We start from the raw sequence: 16539 nt of genomic DNA, 5'->3' as shown, positions 1-16539 counted from the left end.
TCTCCTGGGAATGCGCTCAGTGGGATTCGGAAACTAGCGCGTCGGGTTCGACCTCGAACAGCCGGGCACCGAGTGCGACCTGGCTGCCGGCCCGGGCGGCGACGCTGCTGACGGTGCCGTCGTGCGGTGCCTTGAGGGTGAGCTCCATCTTCATGGCCTCCAGGGCACCGAGGACGTCGCCCGCGCGGACCTGGTCACCCACGGCCACGCGCACGTCGAGCACCGTGCCGGGCATCGGTGCGACGACGGTGCCGTCGCTGGCGGCAGCCGTCCCGCCGGCTGCTCGGTCGGGTGGGATGAAGACGAATCGCTGTCCCCGCCATACGGTTTCGACGCCGTGCCGCAGTGGGCGCACGAAGGCTGTGGTGCGGCCGACGCCTTCCAGGTCGACGTCGAGCCGGCTGACGCCGTCCGAGGAGAGCACGGTGTCGTTCAGCTCGCGCACGGTGAGGTCGTCCACTCGGCGGGTGGACGGCTGCACCTGAACGGCCTCGTCCAGGCGCACCCGCACCGGCGCCGGGTCCCCGGCGATCCGGAAGCCGTCCGCGTCGAACGGTGAGCCGGCGCCCGTGCGGTGCGTCGCCAGGTGCCATGCTGCGATCGCGCGCGCCGGCGCCGGATCGGGGGCGGTCACCTCGTTGCGGTCCAGCCACGCGGTGTCGATGGTTGCATCCCGAAACTCGTTGGTGGCCAAGAGCGCTCGGAGGAAACCGGTGTTCGTGGTCAGGCCGAAGATCGCCGTCGCGTCCAGCGCCGCGATCAGACCGCGACGAGCCGTCTCGCGGTCGGCGGCATACACGATCACCTTCCCCAGCATCGGGTCGTATGACGTGCTCACCACCTGGCCAGACGCCAGCGCGTGGTCCACCCGCGCGATCTCCTCCGGCCAGTGGACCGCGCTCGCGGTGCCGGCCTGCGGCAGGAACCCGCCGAACGCGTCCTCCGCGTAGACCCGTGCCTCGATGGCGTGCCCGGTGCTGGTGACCTGCTCCTGGGACAGCGGCAGAGCCTGCCCGTCGGCCACGAGCAGCTGCAGCTCGACCAGGTCGAGCCCGGTGATCGACTCGGTGACCGGGTGCTCCACCTGCAGCCGGGTGTTCATCTCCAGGAAGTAGAACTCGTTCGTCGCAACGTCGAGCAGGAACTCGACGGTGCCCGCTCCGACATAGCCGACTTGTTCGGCCAGATCGACTGCGGCCGAACACAGTCGGTGCCGCAGGTCCTCGTCGATCGTCGGGGCCGGCGCTTCCTCCAGCACCTTCTGGTGCCGCCGTTGCGTCGAGCAGTCGCGCTCCCACAGGTGCAACGCGGTGCCGTGCGTGTCCGCCATCACCTGCACCTCGAGGTGCCGGCCGGACTCGACATACTTCTCGAGCAGGAGGGTGTCATCCCCGAACGCGCCGGCCGACTCCCGACGAGCGGCCGCGACGGCCTCGGCGAACTCGTCCGCGGAGCGAACGATCCGCATGCCCTTGCCACCGCCCCCGGCAGCCGCCTTGACCAGGATCGGGTAGGCGAATGTGGCCGGATCGTCGTCGAAGGAGTATGCCGGGACGACCGGCACACCCGCCGCGACGGCGACCTCGCGAGCCGCGTCCTTGCGGCCCATCAGCTCCATGACCTCCGGGCTCGGTCCGGCCAGTGCGATGCCCGCCTTCTGTAGCGCGGATGCGAATGCCGAGCGTTCCGAGAGGAACCCGTAGCCCGGGTGCACCACGTCGGCTCCGGTCTCCACCGCAGCGGCGACAACGGCGTCGATGTCCAGGTAGCTCGGCACCCGGACCGCGACGTCGGCGGCGCGCACGTGCGGAGCGGCGACGTCGAGGTCGGTGTAGAGCGCGATGGTGCGCAGTCCGAGCCGGCGGGCGGTGCGGAAGACCCGCAGCGCGATCTCGCCGCGGTTGGCGACCAGGACGGACCGGATGGACAGTGTGTCGGTCAAGGTCATCACATCCTGAAGACGCCGTAGTTGGGTGCAGGGACAGGCGAATTGGCCGCTGTGGCGAGGGCCATGCCCAACACCCGGCGGGTGTCGAGCGGGTCGATGATGCCGTCGTCCCAGAGCCGTGCGGTGGAGTAGTAGGCCGAGGACTGCTCGTCGTACTGCGCCCGGATCGGCGCCTTGAACGCCTCGACCTCCTCGTCGGTGTGCAGGTCGCTGCGGACGGTGGCGAGCACCGATGCGGCCTGCTCACCGCCCATCACGGAGATGCGAGCGTTCGGCCACATCCACAGGAACCGCGGATCGTAGGCGCGGCCGCACATGCCGTAGTTGCCGGCACCGTAGGAACCGCCGATGACGACGGTGAACTTCGGCACCACCGAGCAGGCGACCGCGGTGACCAGCTTCGCGCCGTCCTTGGCGATGCCGCGGTTCTCGTACTCTCGGCCGACCATGAAGCCGGTGATGTTCTGCAGGAACAGCAACGGGATGCCACGCTGGTTGCACAACTCGATGAAATGGGCTCCCTTCAAAGCCGATTCGCTGAAGAGGATGCCGTTGTTGGCGACGATGCCGATCTGGTAGCCGTGGATCCGCGCGAAGCCGCAGACCAGCGTCTCGCCATACAGCTGCTTGAACTCCTGCAGCCGGGAGCCGTCGACGATGCGCCGGATCACCTCCCGCACGTCGTACGGCGTGCGCGAGTCGGCGGGCACGACGTCGTAGAGGTCCGCTGGGTCCTCGGCCGGTTCCTCGGGGTCGATCGGTCTCAGCGAACCGGCGGTGGGCCGGTCGAAGGTGCCGACGACGGAGCGCAGGATCTCCAGGGCGTGGTCGTCGTCCTGCGCGAGGTGGTCGGCGACGCCCGAGGTCCGGGCATGCACGTCGCCGCCCCCTAACTCCTCCGCGGTGACGACCTCACCGGTCGCGGCCTTCACCAGCGGCGGGCCGCCCAGGAAGATCGTGCCCTCGTTGGCGACGATCACCGTCTCGTCGGACATCGCGGGGACGTAAGCACCGCCTGCGGTGCACGACCCCATCACGGCGGCGATCTGCGGGACGTCCTGCGCAGAGAGATTGGCCTGGTTGAAGAAGATCCGGCCGAAGTGCTCGCGGTCGGGGAACACCTCGTCCTGCTTGGGCAGGAACGCGCCGCCGCTGTCGACCAGCGCGATGCACGGCAGGCGGTTCTGTGCGGCGACCGTCTGTGCGCGCAGATGCTTCTTGACCGTCATCGGGTAGTAGGTGCCGCCCTTGACCGTCGCGTCGTTGGCGATCACCATCACCTCGCGGCCGGCGACCCGGCCGATGCCGGTCACCAGCCCGGCGGCCGGCACCGCCCAGGCATCCTTGCCGCCGCCATACATGTCGTATGCCGCGAGCGAGCTGAGCTCCAGGAACGGGCTGCCCGGGTCGAGCAACCGGTCCACCCGGTCCCGCACCAGCAGTTTGCCGCGGTCGGTGTGCTTGCGGCGAGCCGCCTCGCTGCCCCCCTGCCGGGCACGCAGGAGCCGCTCACGCAACTGCTCGGTCAGGTGTCGTAGGTCCGTCATCGGTCGGACGCCTCCTTCGGGGCTGCGTGCGTCACGGCAGCGAGCCGGATGACCCGCTCGGCCTGCTTGTAGATCGGGCCGTCGACCATCCGGCCCTCGAACGTCGTGACACCACGGTTGTCACCGACGTGCGCCAACAGCCTGTGCGCCCAGTCGATCTGCTCCGCCGACGGCGCGTAGACCGAGCGGATCACCGGGATCTGGCTCGGATGGATCGCGACGGTCGCGTCGAAACCGGACGCCACCGCGTCCTCGCACTCCGCCGCGAGCCCGGCCGTGTCGGGGATGTCCATGTGCACCGCGTCGAGGGCAAGCAACCCGGCGGCCTTGGCCGCGGTCAGCACCCGAACCCGGGCAAACCGGGCGACGTCCCGGTAGCCGCCGTGGGCGCGGCGGCTGCCGGTGCCGCCCATGCTCGCGACCAGATCGTCCGCGCCCCACATCATCGCGATGACGTTGTCCGGCTCGGCGAGCTCCCGTGCGTGCTCCACTCCGCGCACGGTCTCGAGGAGGGCGACGACGTCGGCCGAAACCGCCCGAATGTGCTGCGGATCTTCTGATTTGGCCAGCATCACCCGAGGAATCGACAACTCGCGGACCAGTTGTAGGTCGGCCGGTTGCTCGGCGCTGTCCGCCCCGTTGATGCGCACGACCGTCCGATCGGCGTCGAACGCGCCGTCGCCGACCAGCGCACGCACCGCGTCACGCGCTGTGGACTTCTTGTCGGGTGCGACAGCATCCTCCAGGTCGAGGATGACGACGTCGGCGGCCGCAAGCGCCTTGGGATAGCGGTCCGGCCGGTCGGCCGGGCAGAACAGCCACGCCGGCCCCGGTTGCCAGTCGGTCGGCTCGGTCATCGACTCGTCTCTTCCGGTGCCATCCGGACCAGCGTGCTGCGGTCGGCCACCGCGACGATGTCGCCGTGCTGGTTGCGGGCGATGTGCCGCAGGTTGACCACGCCCTCCCCCGGTCTGCTGGACGACGGCCGCTTGCCGGTGACCAGCGTCTCGGCATACAGGGTGTCACCGTGCCGCACCGGCGCGGGGAACTTCACCTCGCCGAAACCGAGGTTGGCGACGATCGTGCCCAGCGTCAGCTGGGACACCGACAGGCCCACCAGCGTCGAGAAGGTGAACATCGAGTTGACCAGCCGCTCGTGGAACGGCGGCTGCTGGCTGCTCTCGTGCGCGTCCAGATGCAGCGGCTGGGTGTTCATCGTCAACGTCGTGAACAGCACGTTGTCGGCCTCGGTGACGGTCCGGCCGGGACGGTGCTCATACGTCGTCCCTACCTCGAACTCCTCGAACCACAAACCACGTTGCACGACCCGCGGAGAATCGTCCGCGGCGCTCCTCGTCTCGTCCATCAGTGCTCCCTGTCGTCGACCGAACCGGCCTGCGCCATATGGCCAAGTTAATGATCACTAACCCATCATAAAGTTAGCAATCATTAACCCGATTGTCTAGAGTGTCGGCATGGCCAGGACGGCAGCGCCCAGCCCCCCGGGGACGCGACGGCAGCAGATCATCGACGTCGCGGCTGATCTGTTCGCCGCGCGGGGCTACCACGGTGTCTCGATCGCTGACCTCGGCACCGCACTCGGTCTGTCCGGTCCGGCTCTCTACAAGCACTTCACCAGCAAGGATGCGCTGCTCGCCGAGATGCTGATCGGCATCAGCCAGCGGCTGCTGGACGAGGGCGAACGGCGCTACCGGGCAACCGTCGAGCAGGGTCCGCAGGCGACCCTCGACGCGCTCATCGGCTGGCACATCGAATTCGCGCTGACCTACCCGGCGTTGATCACCGTGCAGTTCCGCGACCTCGACAGCCTCAGCGATCCGGACCGCCGCAAGGTCCGGCGCCTGCAGCGCAAGTATGTCGAGCGCTGGGTCGAGGTCATCCGCTCGGTCGTGCCGGCCGACGAGGATCACGCCCGCGCCGCCGCGCACGCCGTCTTCGCATTGATCAACTCCACGCCGCACAGCGCGCGACTCGACGGCGAGCAGATGACTGCGTTGCTGCACCGCATGGCAGTTGCCGCGATCACCGCAACTGCCTGAGGAGCGGATACACGGAACAACTGCTCATGCGTGGCGCGGCCGAGCACTGATCCGTAATCGGTGTGCGTGGGATCGCTTCGTCACGTCGCGACGAGCAGCGTCTGCGGTGCCGCGCGTTCCGCATGTGCCGCGTCGTCATACCCGGCGATTTCCCAGCCAAATTTCGGTGAACCATTGGCTCGCGCGGGTAGCTGCCCCGTCGACGCGAAATCTACGGCTCGAGCCGCCGGAAGGACAGACTGAGATGGTCGAACGAACCCGCAAGCTGTGGAACATGTTCCAGGGGGACCCGACGTTCATGCGCCGGGTCAACGGGTGGCTGGCGGTGTTCTGGATCGCCATGATCCCGATCTCGCTGTTCATGGGGTGGCTCAGCTCGGTGGTCTACGTGTCGGCGCTGTCGTTGTGGGCGCTGGTGTCCGGGCACTGGTCCGCCTGGCAGGCGGCGCGCACCGAGGTCCAGCAACGAGAAGCCGAGCGGCGGAAGGCACAGGAAGATCTGGCCGGTGACGTCGTCAAACGGATCACCGAGAAGACGGATGTCTCACGTACAGAACCGCCGCCCAGCGGAATGATCTGAGCGGCGGCAGGCAGCGCGTGCGACTCGGAGCCGGGCCACGCTCAGCCCCGCGCGGACGGCACGCCGGGGTGCCCGATCGGCTCATGACTGCCGTGTCCACGGCCCGCGTGCAGCTGCAAGGCGCTGGTGACGAGCGCGAAATGGCTGAACGCCTGAGGCGTGTTGCCCAGCTGCCGCCGGTGCCTCGGATCCCATTCCTCGCTGAGCAGGCCGACGTCGTTGCGCAGATCGAGCAGCCGCTCGAACAGCTCGATCGCCTCGCGCTGTCGCCCGGCCAGATGCAGTGCGTCGACCAGCCAGAACGAGCAAGCCAGGAAGAGGCCTTCGCCACCGGGCAGACCGTCGTCGGACTCGGAGTTCTGGTAGCGCAGGACCAGGCCGTCCTCGGTCAGGTCCTTGCAGATCGCGTCGATGGTGCCGAGCACCCGCGGGTCGTCGCCCGCCAGGAACCCCACGCGCGGAATGATCAGCAGACTGGCGTCCAGTGCGGAGGCGCCATACGACTGCACGAAGGTGTTGCGGTCCGCGTCGAACCCGTGCGCGAGCACGTCTCGGTGGATGGTGTCGCGCAGTTCCTCCCAGCGGTCCGCCGGTCCGTGCAGGGTCGGGTGGCGGCGCACGGCCTTCGCCATCCGGTCCGCGGCCACCCACGCCATCACCTTGGAGTGGGTGAAGTGCCGCTTCGGGCCGCGTACCTCCCACAGCCCGTTGTCCGGCTTGTCCCAGATGCCTTCGAGGTGCTCCATCAGCACCACCTGGAGGTCCCAGGCGTCCTCGGTGCTGGACAGACCGGACTCACGAGCCAGCGCGAGACCGTCGATCGTCTCGCCCCAGACGTCCAGCTGCAGCTGGTCCGCGGCGGCATTGCCCACCCGGACCGGCGCGGACTTCTCGTAGCCGGCCAGCCAGCTCAACTCGAACTCCGGCAGCCGGCGGGTGCCGTCGAGGCTGTACATGATCTGCAGGTCGGCCGGGTCACCGGCGACCGCGCGCAGCAGCCAGTCGCGCCAGGCGTTCGCCTCGTCGAGATAGCCGCCGGCGATCAGTGCCTGGAGGGTGTATGTCGCGTCGCGCAGCCAGCAGTAGCGGTAGTCCCAGTTGCGCGGACCGCCGATCTGCTCGGGGAGCGACGTGGTGGCGGCCGCAAGGATGCCACCGGTCGGCTCGTAGGTCAGCGCCTTCAAGGTCAGCAACGACCGGCGGACGGCGTCCCCGTAGGGACCGCTGACGTCGTGCCCGCGCTTGCACCACTCGTGCCAGTACGCGAACGTGTCGCGCAACGACTCCTCCGCGTCGACGGTCGGCGGGCGCTGCTCGTGGCTCGGAGACCAGGTGAGAACGAACGGCACCCGGTCGCCGGCGCGGACGGTGAACTCCGAGATGGTCGACCACTCGTGGCCGCGCAACGGTGCCGGAGTGCGCAGCCGGACCGCGTCCGGCCCGGCGACGGCGAGCAGCTGGTCGTCCTCGCGGTGGACCCAGGGCCGGACCCTGCCGTAGTCGAAGCGGAGGGTGAGTTCGCCATACATCTGCACTGCGCCGCTGACGCCCTCGACGATGCGGATGATGTCGGGTGCCTGCCCGCGCGGCGGCATGAAGTCAATCAGCCGGACGGTCCCCTGTTCGGTTTCCCACTCGGTCTCCAGGACGAGCGTCTCGTCGACATACCGCCGACGCGTGCACCGGCCGCCGCCGGCCGGCGCGAGCGACCAGCGACCGGCGCGGGGTCCGTCGAGCAGCGCGGCGAAGCAGGCGGGTGAGTCGAAGCGTGGAAAGCACAGCCAGTCAACGGATCCCGACGAGCTGACCAGAGCCGCAGTCTGCAGATCACCGACAAGTGCGTAGTCCTCGATCAGTGTCATCTCCGTCATCCCCCGAATCCGAGATAAGCGCTGACAACCTCGCGCACCTTTGCCAGCACCGCCGGGGTGACGTAGCCGCACCGTTGCTGCAGATTGCGACGGTGGACCGTCGCAATCTTGTCCGCCTGGATCATGGACGGCTCCGTGAGACCGGTTTCTCTCGTGGCGGCAACCGGGATCCGGGTGAACGCCTCTGTTGGGTCCGTCGTCACGAGCAGGATCGTCACGTAGTCCAAATCGGAGAACACGTCACTGGTGAGAACGAGCGCAGGCCGTGGCCTGCTGGTTATCCGGCCGCCACCCCCGGCGACTGTCCACAGATCACCGCGCTTGGGTTCAGGCGTCACCGCTGATCCATCACGTCGGCTTGAATGTCGTCAAGAAACTCCGCCGTGTGTGCTCGATCGTCGGCGTCGTTGAGCGTGGGTGCTTCTCGCCGGATTCGCCGAGCGAACTCCGGGCTACTCGTGTCCGGCACCCAGTAGCGCACTTCCTTGTATCCGCGTTCCTTCATCCGGGCTCGATGCTCGGCCACCCGATTGCTCATACTGTCCATGTTACGCGGAACGCATGTCTGTTGCACGTAACGAATCGCTGAGTCTCTTCTCTACTGCGGTCGTTCTTCACCCGGTGACTGCTCCGTGCGAGGCGGACTGAGCCGACTTGGCGAATTTGGCCAGCACTCCACGGGTGTATCGGGGAGGCGGCGGCGCCCACCCGTCGGCGCGCCGGGCGAGTTCGTCGTCGTCGACCAGCAGGTCGAGCAGCCGGTGGACCATGTCCAGCCGGATCCGGTCGCCGTCCCGGACGAATGCGATCGGTCCGCCGTCGACGGCCTCGGGCGCGACGTGACCGACGCAGGCGCCGGTGGTGCCACCGGAGAACCGCCCGTCGGTCAGCAGCAACACGTCCTTGCCGAGCCCGGCGCCCTTGATGGCACCGGTGATCTTCAGCATCTCGCGCATGCCCGGGCCGCCCTTCGGGCCTTCATAACGTATGACGACGACGTCGCCCGGCACGACCGCGCCCTCCTCCAGCGCCGACATGGCAGCCTGCTCGCCGTCGAAAACCTTTGCCGTTCCTTCGAACACGTCCTCGTCGAAGCCGGCGCTCTTGATCACCGCGCCCTCCGGCGCCAGGGAGCCCTTCAGGATGGTGAGGCCGCCGGTGCGGTGGATCGGTTGCTGGACCGAGCGGATGATGTCGCCGTCCGCCGCGGGCGGTGCGAGCTCGTCCAGGTTCTCGGCGACGGTCTTGCCGGTCACCGTCAGGCAGTCACCGTGGATCAGACCGGCCTCGAGGAGAGCTCGCATCACGACCGGGATCCCGCCGACCTTGTCCACGTCGTTCATGACGTAGCGACCGAACGGTTTGAGGTCGCCCAGGTGCGGCACGCGGTCGCCGATCCGGTTGAAGTCGTCGATGGTCAGCGGGACATCGGCCTCCCGCGCAATGGCCAGCAGGTGCAGCACGGCGTTGGTCGAACCGCCGAGCGCCATGACGACGGCGATGGCGTTCTCGAATGCCTCCATCGTCATGATCTGCCGGGCCGTGATGCCTCGCCGCAGCAGCTCGACGACGGCGGACCCGGAGCGGTGCGCAAAGGTGTCGCGTCGACGGTCCACCGCCGGAGGAGCGGCCGACCCGGGCAGCGACATACCCATCGCCTCGGCGACCGAAGCCATCGTGTTCGCGGTGTACATGCCGCCGCACGCGCCCTCGCCCGGACAGATCGCCCGCTCGATGCGGTCGACCTCCTCCCGGGTGATCAGACCCTTGAGGCAGGCGCCGACGGCTTCGAACGCGTCGATGATCGTCACGTCCTTGCCGTCGACCTGACCGGGCATGATGGACCCGGCATACAGGAAGACCGACGCGAGATCGAGCCGCGCTGCGGCCATCAGCATGCCGGGCAGGCTCTTGTCGCAGCCGGCCAGCAGCACGGAGCCGTCCATGCGCTCGGCCATCATCACGCACTCCACCGAGTCGGCGATGATCTCGCGCGACACCAGGGAGAAGTGCATGCCCTCGTGGCCCATCGAGATGCCGTCGGAGACGGAGATCGTCGCGAACTCCAGCGGATAGCCGCCCGCTGCGTGCACACCGTTCTTCACGGCGTCGGCGAGGCGGTCGAGCGACAGGTTGCACGGTGTGATCTCGTTCCAGCTCGAAGCCACCCCGATCTGTGGTTTGGCGAAGTCCTCATCGCCCATGCCGACCGCTCGCAACATGCCGCGGGACGCGGCTTTCTCCAACCCGTCCGTGACGTCGCGGCTGCGGGGTTTGATGTCGATCTGTGCACCGTCACTCATTGACCGAACGTACTAGGTCGGCACGCCGCGCTGGTAGATGGCGCTGACGGGTTCGCGCGGCGCGCGGCACCTCGATCCGCCCGCATGTGCACGCGACGAAGCCCCCGCCCCAGCTGGGACGGAGGCTTCGTGGAGCGTCAGCTCACTCGTCGAGGTAGTCCTTGGCGTCCTCGACCTTGTCCTTGACGGCGGCCTTGGCCTGGTCGCCCTCGCCCTCGAGCTTCGTCGAGTCGTCGTTCGTGGCGTCGCCGGCGGCTTCCTTCGCCTTGCCTTTGGCGTCCTCCATCTTGTTCTTTGCCCTGTCGAACATCCCCATGAGGACCTCCTGTGGTTGAGGTTGTACCCAGCCGGCTCCGACCGACGGGCAGGTCGGCCCTCTCTTACCCGTAATCGCGGACGCCTAACCCCGCCTCTGGAACGCCAGGCCGCCGGCCCAGCCACGTGACCAGCGTGGACGACAACGTGTAGGGCACACCGTCACGGTGCTCGTCGACCTCGGCGGGGCCGGTCACCAGCCCATCGACGACGAAGTCGGCGAACTCGTCGGCCAGCAGTGCGCGGGTCGTGGCGACCGACAAACCGCTCTCCAGCAGCGCCGGCCGACGACTCCCGTCGCGGTGAATCTCGAAGCGGTCCGCGACGATCCCGAGCGCCACTACTCCTCCCGGCCGCGTCGCGGTGGCGATCCTGCGCAGGACCGCACGGATGGCCGTCTCGTCGGGCAGGTGCTCGATCGCGGAGAACGCGAAGCACAGATCCGAGGTCGCTGGGAAAACGAAGTCCGCGAGATCCGCCTGCTGCGTGTGCAGCGTCGACCCCCGCCGGGGAACAGCGGCTTCGAGGCGTCCCAGCGCAGATGCAAGCAAGTCGACGGCATGGACGTGGGATCCGGCCGGCAGCAACCGCATCATCGGTGCGGTATGCCGCCCGATGCCCGCTCCCAGGTCGTATGCCGTCACCGGATGGCTCGCCGACAGCAGCCGCACCGCGTCGAACACCAGGGGATGCGGCTTCTTCAGCCAGGCGTCGGGCTGTCCGAGTCCGGTCGCGCCGTAGAGCTCCTCGTGATAGCGGATCGTCTCGCGGCGTGCTCGCTCGAATTCGGTGCTGGACCGGTCCATGCCGAGCTCCTTCACGGAAGGAAGGCGGCGGTCGTCGCGCCATACACGGCATGCGGCACCACGTCGGACAGCGCGGAGGCGAAAAGACTTCGGTATGACGAAAGGTGTTGCGCCTGCACGTCATTCGCTCCCATCCTGCTCGTCCCGCTTCGCCAGCTCCTTCTCGACCGTCTCACACAGCTGCATCCAGCTCGCCTCGAACTTGCGCACGCCGTCCGCCTCGAGCTCGTCGGTGATCGCGGCCAGGTCGAGGCCGTGGCTCTCCGCCGTCTCGAGCGTCCGCTCGGCACTCTCGTAACGGCCGGTGATGGTGTCGGTCGCGATGTCGCCGTGGTTGGCGACCGCGAACAGGGTGGCCTGCGGCATCGTGCTCACGGTCTGCGGTGCCACCAGTTCCTCGACGTAGAGGGTGTCGCGCAGGCTGCGGTCCTTGACGCCGGTCGACGCCCACAGCGGCCGCTGCGGACGGGCACCGCGTTCGCGCAGGTCGCGCCAGTCGTCGGTGCGTAGCGTGGTCTCGAACGCCCGGTAGGCACACCGGGCATTCGCGACGGCCACCTGCCCCCGCAGCGCGTCCAGCGCCTCGCCCTCGCCGAGCTGCTCGGCGACCGCGGAGTCCACCCGGCTGACGAAGAACGACGCAACGGACGCGATCCGGGCCAGGCTGAGCTTGCGCTCCGCCGCCTTCCATAGGCCCGCCACGAAGGCGTCCGCAACCTCCCGGTAGCGGCCGAGGGAAAAGATCAGCGTGACGTTGACGCTGATGCCTTCGCCGATCAGCTGCTCGACCGCAGGCACTCCTGCCGCCGTCGCCGGAACCTTGACCATCAAGTTCTCGCGGTCGACCGTCTCCCAGATCCGCCGGGCCTGCCGGATCGTCGCCTCGGTGTCGTGCGCGAGACGCGGGTCGACCTCGAGGGACACCAGTCCGTTGAGGCGCCCCGTGGCGTCATACACCGTCCGCAGCCGGTCGCACGCCGACCGCACGTCGTCGGTGGTGATCCGGAAGACAGCCTCGTCCACCGAGGCGCGCTCCTGCGCGAGCCGATCCAGTTGCTCGTCGTAGCGAGTGCCCCGTGCGAGCGCCGATGCGAAGATCGTCGGGTTCGTCGTGATGCCGACGACCGAATAGTGCTCGATCAGGTCGTCGAGTTCCTCGGCGAGCAGCTCCCGCGACAAGTCGTCCAACCAGACGGCCACTCCGCTCGCCGAAAGCCTTTGCAAGGCATCCGTTTTCGGGACCTTGATCAATTCACCCACCACCATCTCGTCACCGCTCGTCCGGTGACGGAGTACCCGGTCAACTGTCCGGCAAACGAAGAGACAGCGCTCAGAACCGGCGCCACACCCGGTGTTGCCGCAGGTCGTTCAGCACAGCATCGGCCACCGCGGCCGCGTCGCCGACCTGCACCCCGGGGGCTCCTCCGGGGACGCCCGCGACGGGCAGGACATCGAGTCCGCCGCCGACTGCACCGATCGGTTTGGCGTGCCGCCAGAACTCGCCGACCAGTTTCAGCACCCGCGGATCCGTCCGGCACTCGGGCGAATCGTCATACCCGGCCTTGGCGTCCAGGTTCGGATCGGCGTCGGCGGCAGGAGCAGCTGCGGTCGTCAGCACGACGGCGTCGAACTCGACGGATGCGGCGGTGAGGTAGGTGCGCTGTATGTGGACGCCCGCCACCGGCGCGCCGTTGGGACCGACCGGGACCGCGAGCACGCCTGCCTCGAGCAACTGCGTGCGGAGTTGCTCCAGCTCGTCCGCGTCGCTCGTCGCATCGACGACGAGAGCGACCCGCCGACCGGCCACCGGCCACGCATGACCGAGCTGGCTCAGCGCCGCGCTCGTCTCGACCTCGGTCGCCGGAGACGTCGCGGGCGCCGGCACCGGTAGCCCGAGCGCGCTCGCCACCTGCTCGGCGAGTCCGGCGTCGATGGCGGCCAGACAACTCAGCTGCCGTTGCCGGACCGCCTCCTCATAGCACTTGCCGAGCTCGAACGAGTAGGCCTGTGCGACGTGTTGGCGTTCGACGGGCGACAGCGAGCGATAGAACATCGTGGCCTGGCTGAAGTGGTCGTCGAAGCTGGCCGGCTGCTCGCGGACCGTGTGGCTCGCCGCGACGGCTTCCGGCACGTCGATGAACGCGGCGGACGAGTCGTCGGCCAGGAACGGACAGCCGCCGTCCAGCGAGTTCGGGTGGTATGGCGCCGCGCCGCCCTGATCGCCGTCCTGGTGGAAGCCGTCGCGCAGCATGTCGTTGACCGGTGCGTGTGTCCGGTTGATCGGGATCTGCTCGAAGTTGGGACCGGCCAGCCGGGTGAGCTGGGTGTCCAGGTAGGAGAACAACCGGGCCTGCAGGAGCGCGTCGTTGGTGACGTCGATGCCTCGCACCAGGTGGCCTGGGTGGAACGCCACCTGCTCGGTCTCGGCGAAGTAGTTGACCGGGTTGGCGTCGAGGGTCATGGTGCCGACGAGCTGGACCGGCGCCAGCTCCTCGGGCACGAACTTGGTCGGGTCCAACAGGTCGATGCCCTCGAACATCTGGTCCTCGGCGTCCGGGAACACCTGGATCCCGAGGTCCCAGCTCGGGAACGCGCCCGCCTCGATCGCATCCGAGAGGTCGCGGCGATGGAAGTCCGGATCGTCACCGGCCGCCAGCTGCGCTTCCTCCCAGGTGAGCGAATGCACTCCACACGCGGGCTTCCAGTGCCACTTGACCAGCGACGTCTCCCCGTCGGCATTGACCAGCCGGAACGTATGAACGCCAAAGCCTTCCATCATCCGGTAGGAGCGCGGGATGCCGCGGTCCGACATCTGCCACATGGCGTGCGCCTGGGCTTCGGTGTGCAACGACACGAAGTCCCAGAACCCGTCGTGGGCGCTCTGCGCCTGCGGGATCTCGTTGCTGGGGTTCGGTTTCACGGCGTGCACGATGTCCGGGAACTTGATGCCGTCCTGGATGAAGAAGACCGGGATGTTGTTGCCGACCAGGTCGAAGACGCCCTCCTCCGTGTAGAACTTCGTCGCGAAGCCGCGGGTGTCACGTGCCGTGTCCATCGAGCCGCGGGAACCGACCACGTTGGAGAACCGCACGAACACCGGTGTCACCGCTCCCGATCGGAGGAACGCGGCGCAGGTGAGCTGCTCGGCGGCGCCGTTGGCCTCGAAACGGCCGTGCGCCGCGGCGCCCCGCGCGTGCACGACGCGCTCGGGGATGCGCTCGTGGTCGAAGTGCATGATCTTCTCGCGCAAGTGATGATCGCGCAGCAGCACCGGCCCTCGCGGACCCGCCTTGAGCGAGATGTCGGTCTCGCGCAGCCGCACGCCGCCGGCGGTCGTGAGGTACTCCCCCTGCTGCGCGGCGAAGTCAGGATTCACCTCCAGCGGCTGCCCAGTGGGCGACGTCGGCGCCGGGCCGCGCTGATCTGCCTTGGGCGGCAACGGTTCTCGGGGTGTGGTCGGTTCTTCGACCGGCGGAGCTTCCGAACCGGGCCGGCCCGGCACCTCCACCCGGACCGGGTGCTGCTCGTGGTTCTCTGGCACGACGTTCTCCTTCAGTCGATGCGAGGGGTGGATCGCACTGCGTTTCCTTCGGATTCGTCCGGTGGACCCTGTGCTTCCTGCCGTGCGGCCGAGGCCGGAGGAATGCCTTCCTCGATCTGCAGCCCCCGGTCCTCGTCGGTCTCCTGCAAGTTGCGGACCTCCGACAGTTCCCGCGGATCGTCCCGCTCCGGGTCGTCCGCCGTCGGCGGGTCGTTCTCCGGTGTTCCGGTCATCGCTGCTTCCTCTCATGGTGTCAGCGGCCGATGTGGGCTATTCGTTGTTCTTCGCGGCCGCCCGGTCACCGAGCGCGCTGAGCAGTCGTATGACCCTGGGCGTCTGCCGCCGGAGCGTCGCGCCGGGCACCAGGTCGTCGGTGCTCTCCTCACCGGAGGCGGGAGAGGTCGGCAGGCAGCGGGAGATGAGGCCGGTCAATCGGATCGTCGTACCGGGCGCCAGGCCGCGCGCCCGCACCGCGCACCAGGCCAGTGGCGTCAACGAGATCCACGGTTTGCCGGCCAGCACCCCGTCGACGATCCGCCGAGCGGCCCGGTTTGCGTCGATCGACAGCAAGGGCAGTGCTGCCGCCACCGAGAACCAGTCGTAGTCGCCCTCACCACGCCGGAGGAACCGCGCGTGGGTGTGTCCCCCGGTCCGCATCAGCCCGGGAACGATGGTGCTGCACGTGACACCGGTGCCGGCCAGTTCGGCGTGCAAGCCCTCGGACAGTCCCCGGGCGCCGAACTTCGCCACGCCATACGGCACGAGCCGCGGAGCCGACACCACCCCGCCGAGCGAAGAAACGACTCCGGTGCGACCACGCCCGGCCGCGCGCATCGGCCCGAGCACGGCGTCCATGAGATGCACGGGTCCGAGCAGCATGGTCGCGACCGCATCCTCGTACATCGGCAGCGTCGCCGCGCCGGCCGGGAGCACTTGGATGATCCCGGCGACATGGATCGCCACCTCGATGCCGGAGGGCCCGACACCGTCGACCCAGTCGCGCACCTGCCCCGCGTCCCGCACGTCGCAGACCGCTGTGTGCAGGGTCAGCCCGTCACCGGCGAATTCGGCTCGGACGCGGTCCAATTCGTCCTGCGAGCGGGCACAGGCATGCACCTCGTAGCCGCGCTCGGCCAGCTCTCGGCAGATCAGCAGCCCGAGCCCGCGCGACCCGCCGGCGACCACCGCGCGGGCCGGCTCACGGATGCTCATGCATCTTTCGCGTCGATCAGCTTGCAGAACGTGCTGTCCGAGCCGTCCGCCTTGCGTTCCTGGTAGAGGAACGCCAGGTCACGGTCATCGAACGTCTCGAACCACTCGTCCCAACTGACCTCGGTCAACCCCTCGTCGGTGCCACCGGGGAAGTCGATGCGCAGCACTCCCCCGTCACCGTCCTTCGTGTCCGACACCACCACCGGGACGCCGTCGTGGGACTCGACCCACTCGCGGATCTCGTCGTGGTCCTGGGTGGTGTGCTCGATCGACTTCGACGCCATGGCGTCCTCCTCGTTCGCGATTCGGGATCCGAGCCTGCGCACTACCCGCACCCGGGTCCGCGAAACCCGCCC

The 16539-nt window shown here is 68.5% G+C and carries 18 protein-coding genes; 2 read left to right on the top strand and 16 right to left on the bottom strand.

Annotated features, from left to right (window positions below):
• Positions 1-16: 16 nt before the first annotated feature.
• From ACN8HC_RS11105 to ACN8HC_RS11090, 4 genes are read right to left on the bottom strand one after another with little or no spacing between them, the layout of a single operon-like run.
• Positions 17-1942, bottom strand: a complete 1926-nt coding sequence (locus ACN8HC_RS11105) for an acetyl/propionyl/methylcrotonyl-CoA carboxylase subunit alpha (protein ID WP_490074899.1) — start codon at positions 1940-1942, stop codon at positions 17-19.
• 5 nt (positions 1943-1947) lie between these two features.
• Positions 1948-3495 (bottom strand): carboxyl transferase domain-containing protein, encoded by a 1548-nt coding sequence (locus ACN8HC_RS11100; RefSeq protein ID WP_490074898.1) that lies wholly within the window; start codon positions 3493-3495, stop codon positions 1948-1950.
• On the bottom strand, positions 3492-4352 hold the full coding sequence (locus ACN8HC_RS11095) for an HpcH/HpaI aldolase/citrate lyase family protein (RefSeq protein ID WP_490074897.1): 861 nt from the start codon (positions 4350-4352) through the stop codon (positions 3492-3494). Before ACN8HC_RS11095 ends, ACN8HC_RS11100 begins: the two co-directional genes overlap by 4 nt.
• Positions 4349-4861: a MaoC family dehydratase gene (locus ACN8HC_RS11090; RefSeq protein WP_490074896.1), complete on the bottom strand. Its 513-nt coding sequence runs from the start codon at positions 4859-4861 to the stop codon at positions 4349-4351. Before ACN8HC_RS11090 ends, ACN8HC_RS11095 begins: the two co-directional genes overlap by 4 nt.
• A gap of 109 nt (positions 4862-4970) precedes the next feature.
• On the opposite strand from ACN8HC_RS11090, the gene ACN8HC_RS11085 reads away from it, so the two are divergent.
• Both ACN8HC_RS11085 and ACN8HC_RS11080 read left to right on the top strand, forming a co-directional pair.
• Positions 4971-5555: an SACE_7040 family transcriptional regulator gene (locus ACN8HC_RS11085; protein ID WP_490074895.1), complete on the top strand. Its 585-nt coding sequence runs from the start codon at positions 4971-4973 to the stop codon at positions 5553-5555.
• A 244-nt stretch (positions 5556-5799) separates the two neighbouring features.
• Complete coding sequence (locus ACN8HC_RS11080; RefSeq protein WP_490074894.1) at positions 5800-6135, top strand: hypothetical protein; 336 nt, start codon at positions 5800-5802, stop codon at positions 6133-6135.
• Positions 6136-6176: 41 nt separating this feature from the next.
• Here the strand turns inward: ACN8HC_RS11080 and ACN8HC_RS11075 are convergent, their stop codons facing one another.
• The 12 genes from ACN8HC_RS11075 to ACN8HC_RS11020 all read right to left on the bottom strand — a co-directional run bounded on the left by ACN8HC_RS11075 (position 6177) and on the right by ACN8HC_RS11020 (position 16467).
• Positions 6177-7997 carry a glycoside hydrolase family 15 protein gene (locus ACN8HC_RS11075; protein WP_490074893.1) on the bottom strand — a complete coding sequence of 607 codons (1821 nt, stop codon included), beginning with the start codon at positions 7995-7997 and terminating at the stop codon, positions 6177-6179.
• Between the two features lie 5 nt (positions 7998-8002).
• A complete protein-coding gene (locus ACN8HC_RS11070; RefSeq protein WP_490074892.1) occupies positions 8003-8344 on the bottom strand; it encodes a type II toxin-antitoxin system PemK/MazF family toxin in 342 nt (113 codons plus the stop codon).
• Positions 8341-8544 (bottom strand): antitoxin MazE-like protein, encoded by a 204-nt coding sequence (locus tag ACN8HC_RS11065; protein ID WP_490074891.1) that lies wholly within the window; start codon positions 8542-8544, stop codon positions 8341-8343. The genes ACN8HC_RS11070 and ACN8HC_RS11065 overlap by 4 nt, the downstream gene beginning before the upstream one ends.
• Positions 8545-8620: 76 nt before the next feature.
• Positions 8621-10309, bottom strand: a complete 1689-nt coding sequence (ilvD, locus tag ACN8HC_RS11060) for a dihydroxy-acid dehydratase (RefSeq protein WP_490074890.1) — start codon at positions 10307-10309, stop codon at positions 8621-8623.
• A 142-nt stretch (positions 10310-10451) separates the two neighbouring features.
• Entirely contained in the window at positions 10452-10619 is a 168-nt protein-coding gene (locus ACN8HC_RS11055; RefSeq protein ID WP_490074889.1) for a CsbD family protein, read from the bottom strand.
• 70 nt (positions 10620-10689) lie between these two features.
• A complete protein-coding gene (locus ACN8HC_RS11050) occupies positions 10690-11430 on the bottom strand; it encodes a class I SAM-dependent methyltransferase (RefSeq protein ID WP_490074888.1) in 741 nt (246 codons plus the stop codon).
• A gap of 11 nt (positions 11431-11441) precedes the next feature.
• Complete coding sequence (locus ACN8HC_RS11045; protein WP_490074887.1) at positions 11442-11564, bottom strand: hypothetical protein; 123 nt, start codon at positions 11562-11564, stop codon at positions 11442-11444.
• Positions 11551-12690 (bottom strand): transaldolase, encoded by a 1140-nt coding sequence (gene tal, locus ACN8HC_RS11040; RefSeq protein ID WP_490074886.1) that lies wholly within the window; start codon positions 12688-12690, stop codon positions 11551-11553. The genes ACN8HC_RS11045 and tal overlap by 14 nt, the downstream gene beginning before the upstream one ends.
• Positions 12691-12760: 70 nt before the next feature.
• Positions 12761-14971, bottom strand: a complete 2211-nt coding sequence (locus ACN8HC_RS11035; protein ID WP_490074885.1) for a catalase — start codon at positions 14969-14971, stop codon at positions 12761-12763.
• Positions 14972-14982: 11 nt separating this feature from the next.
• The gene (locus tag ACN8HC_RS11030; RefSeq protein WP_490074884.1) at positions 14983-15204 is read right to left on the bottom strand and encodes a hypothetical protein; all 222 of its coding nucleotides are present in this window, start codon (positions 15202-15204) and stop codon (positions 14983-14985) included.
• 37 nt (positions 15205-15241) lie between these two features.
• Positions 15242-16183: an SDR family NAD(P)-dependent oxidoreductase gene (locus ACN8HC_RS11025; protein WP_490074883.1), complete on the bottom strand. Its 942-nt coding sequence runs from the start codon at positions 16181-16183 to the stop codon at positions 15242-15244.
• Positions 16180-16467 (bottom strand): hypothetical protein, encoded by a 288-nt coding sequence (locus ACN8HC_RS11020; RefSeq protein ID WP_490074882.1) that lies wholly within the window; start codon positions 16465-16467, stop codon positions 16180-16182. Before ACN8HC_RS11020 ends, ACN8HC_RS11025 begins: the two co-directional genes overlap by 4 nt.
• Positions 16468-16539: the final 72 nt, after the last annotated feature.

The organism is Flexivirga sp. YIM B11880 (assembly GCF_058148645.1).
The sequence above is the reverse complement of the archived record's forward strand: the minus strand, read 5'-3'. Positions and strand labels throughout refer to the sequence as shown.

Coding starts and splice junctions, on each gene's coding strand:
- ACN8HC_RS11020 (WP_490074882.1), bottom strand. CDS start 16,467: ATGGCGTCGAAGTCGATCGAGCACACCACCCAGGACCACGACGAGATC.
- ilvD (WP_490074890.1), bottom strand. CDS start 10,309: ATGAGTGACGGTGCACAGATCGACATCAAACCCCGCAGCCGCGACGTC.
- ACN8HC_RS11045 (WP_490074887.1), bottom strand. CDS start 11,564: ATGGGAGCGAATGACGTGCAGGCGCAACACCTTTCGTCATACCGAAGT.
- ACN8HC_RS11090 (WP_490074896.1), bottom strand. CDS start 4,861: ATGGACGAGACGAGGAGCGCCGCGGACGATTCTCCGCGGGTCGTGCAA.
- ACN8HC_RS11100 (WP_490074898.1), bottom strand. CDS start 3,495: ATGACGGACCTACGACACCTGACCGAGCAGTTGCGTGAGCGGCTCCTG.
- ACN8HC_RS11075 (WP_490074893.1), bottom strand. CDS start 7,997: ATGACACTGATCGAGGACTACGCACTTGTCGGTGATCTGCAGACTGCG.
- ACN8HC_RS11055 (WP_490074889.1), bottom strand. CDS start 10,619: ATGTTCGACAGGGCAAAGAACAAGATGGAGGACGCCAAAGGCAAGGCG.
- ACN8HC_RS11065 (WP_490074891.1), bottom strand. CDS start 8,544: ATGAGCAATCGGGTGGCCGAGCATCGAGCCCGGATGAAGGAACGCGGA.
- ACN8HC_RS11025 (WP_490074883.1), bottom strand. CDS start 16,183: ATGAGCATCCGTGAGCCGGCCCGCGCGGTGGTCGCCGGCGGGTCGCGC.
- ACN8HC_RS11095 (WP_490074897.1), bottom strand. CDS start 4,352: ATGACCGAGCCGACCGACTGGCAACCGGGGCCGGCGTGGCTGTTCTGC.
- ACN8HC_RS11080 (WP_490074894.1), top strand. CDS start 5,800: ATGGTCGAACGAACCCGCAAGCTGTGGAACATGTTCCAGGGGGACCCG.
- ACN8HC_RS11030 (WP_490074884.1), bottom strand. CDS start 15,204: ATGACCGGAACACCGGAGAACGACCCGCCGACGGCGGACGACCCGGAG.
- ACN8HC_RS11050 (WP_490074888.1), bottom strand. CDS start 11,430: ATGGACCGGTCCAGCACCGAATTCGAGCGAGCACGCCGCGAGACGATC.
- ACN8HC_RS11085 (WP_490074895.1), top strand. CDS start 4,971: ATGGCCAGGACGGCAGCGCCCAGCCCCCCGGGGACGCGACGGCAGCAG.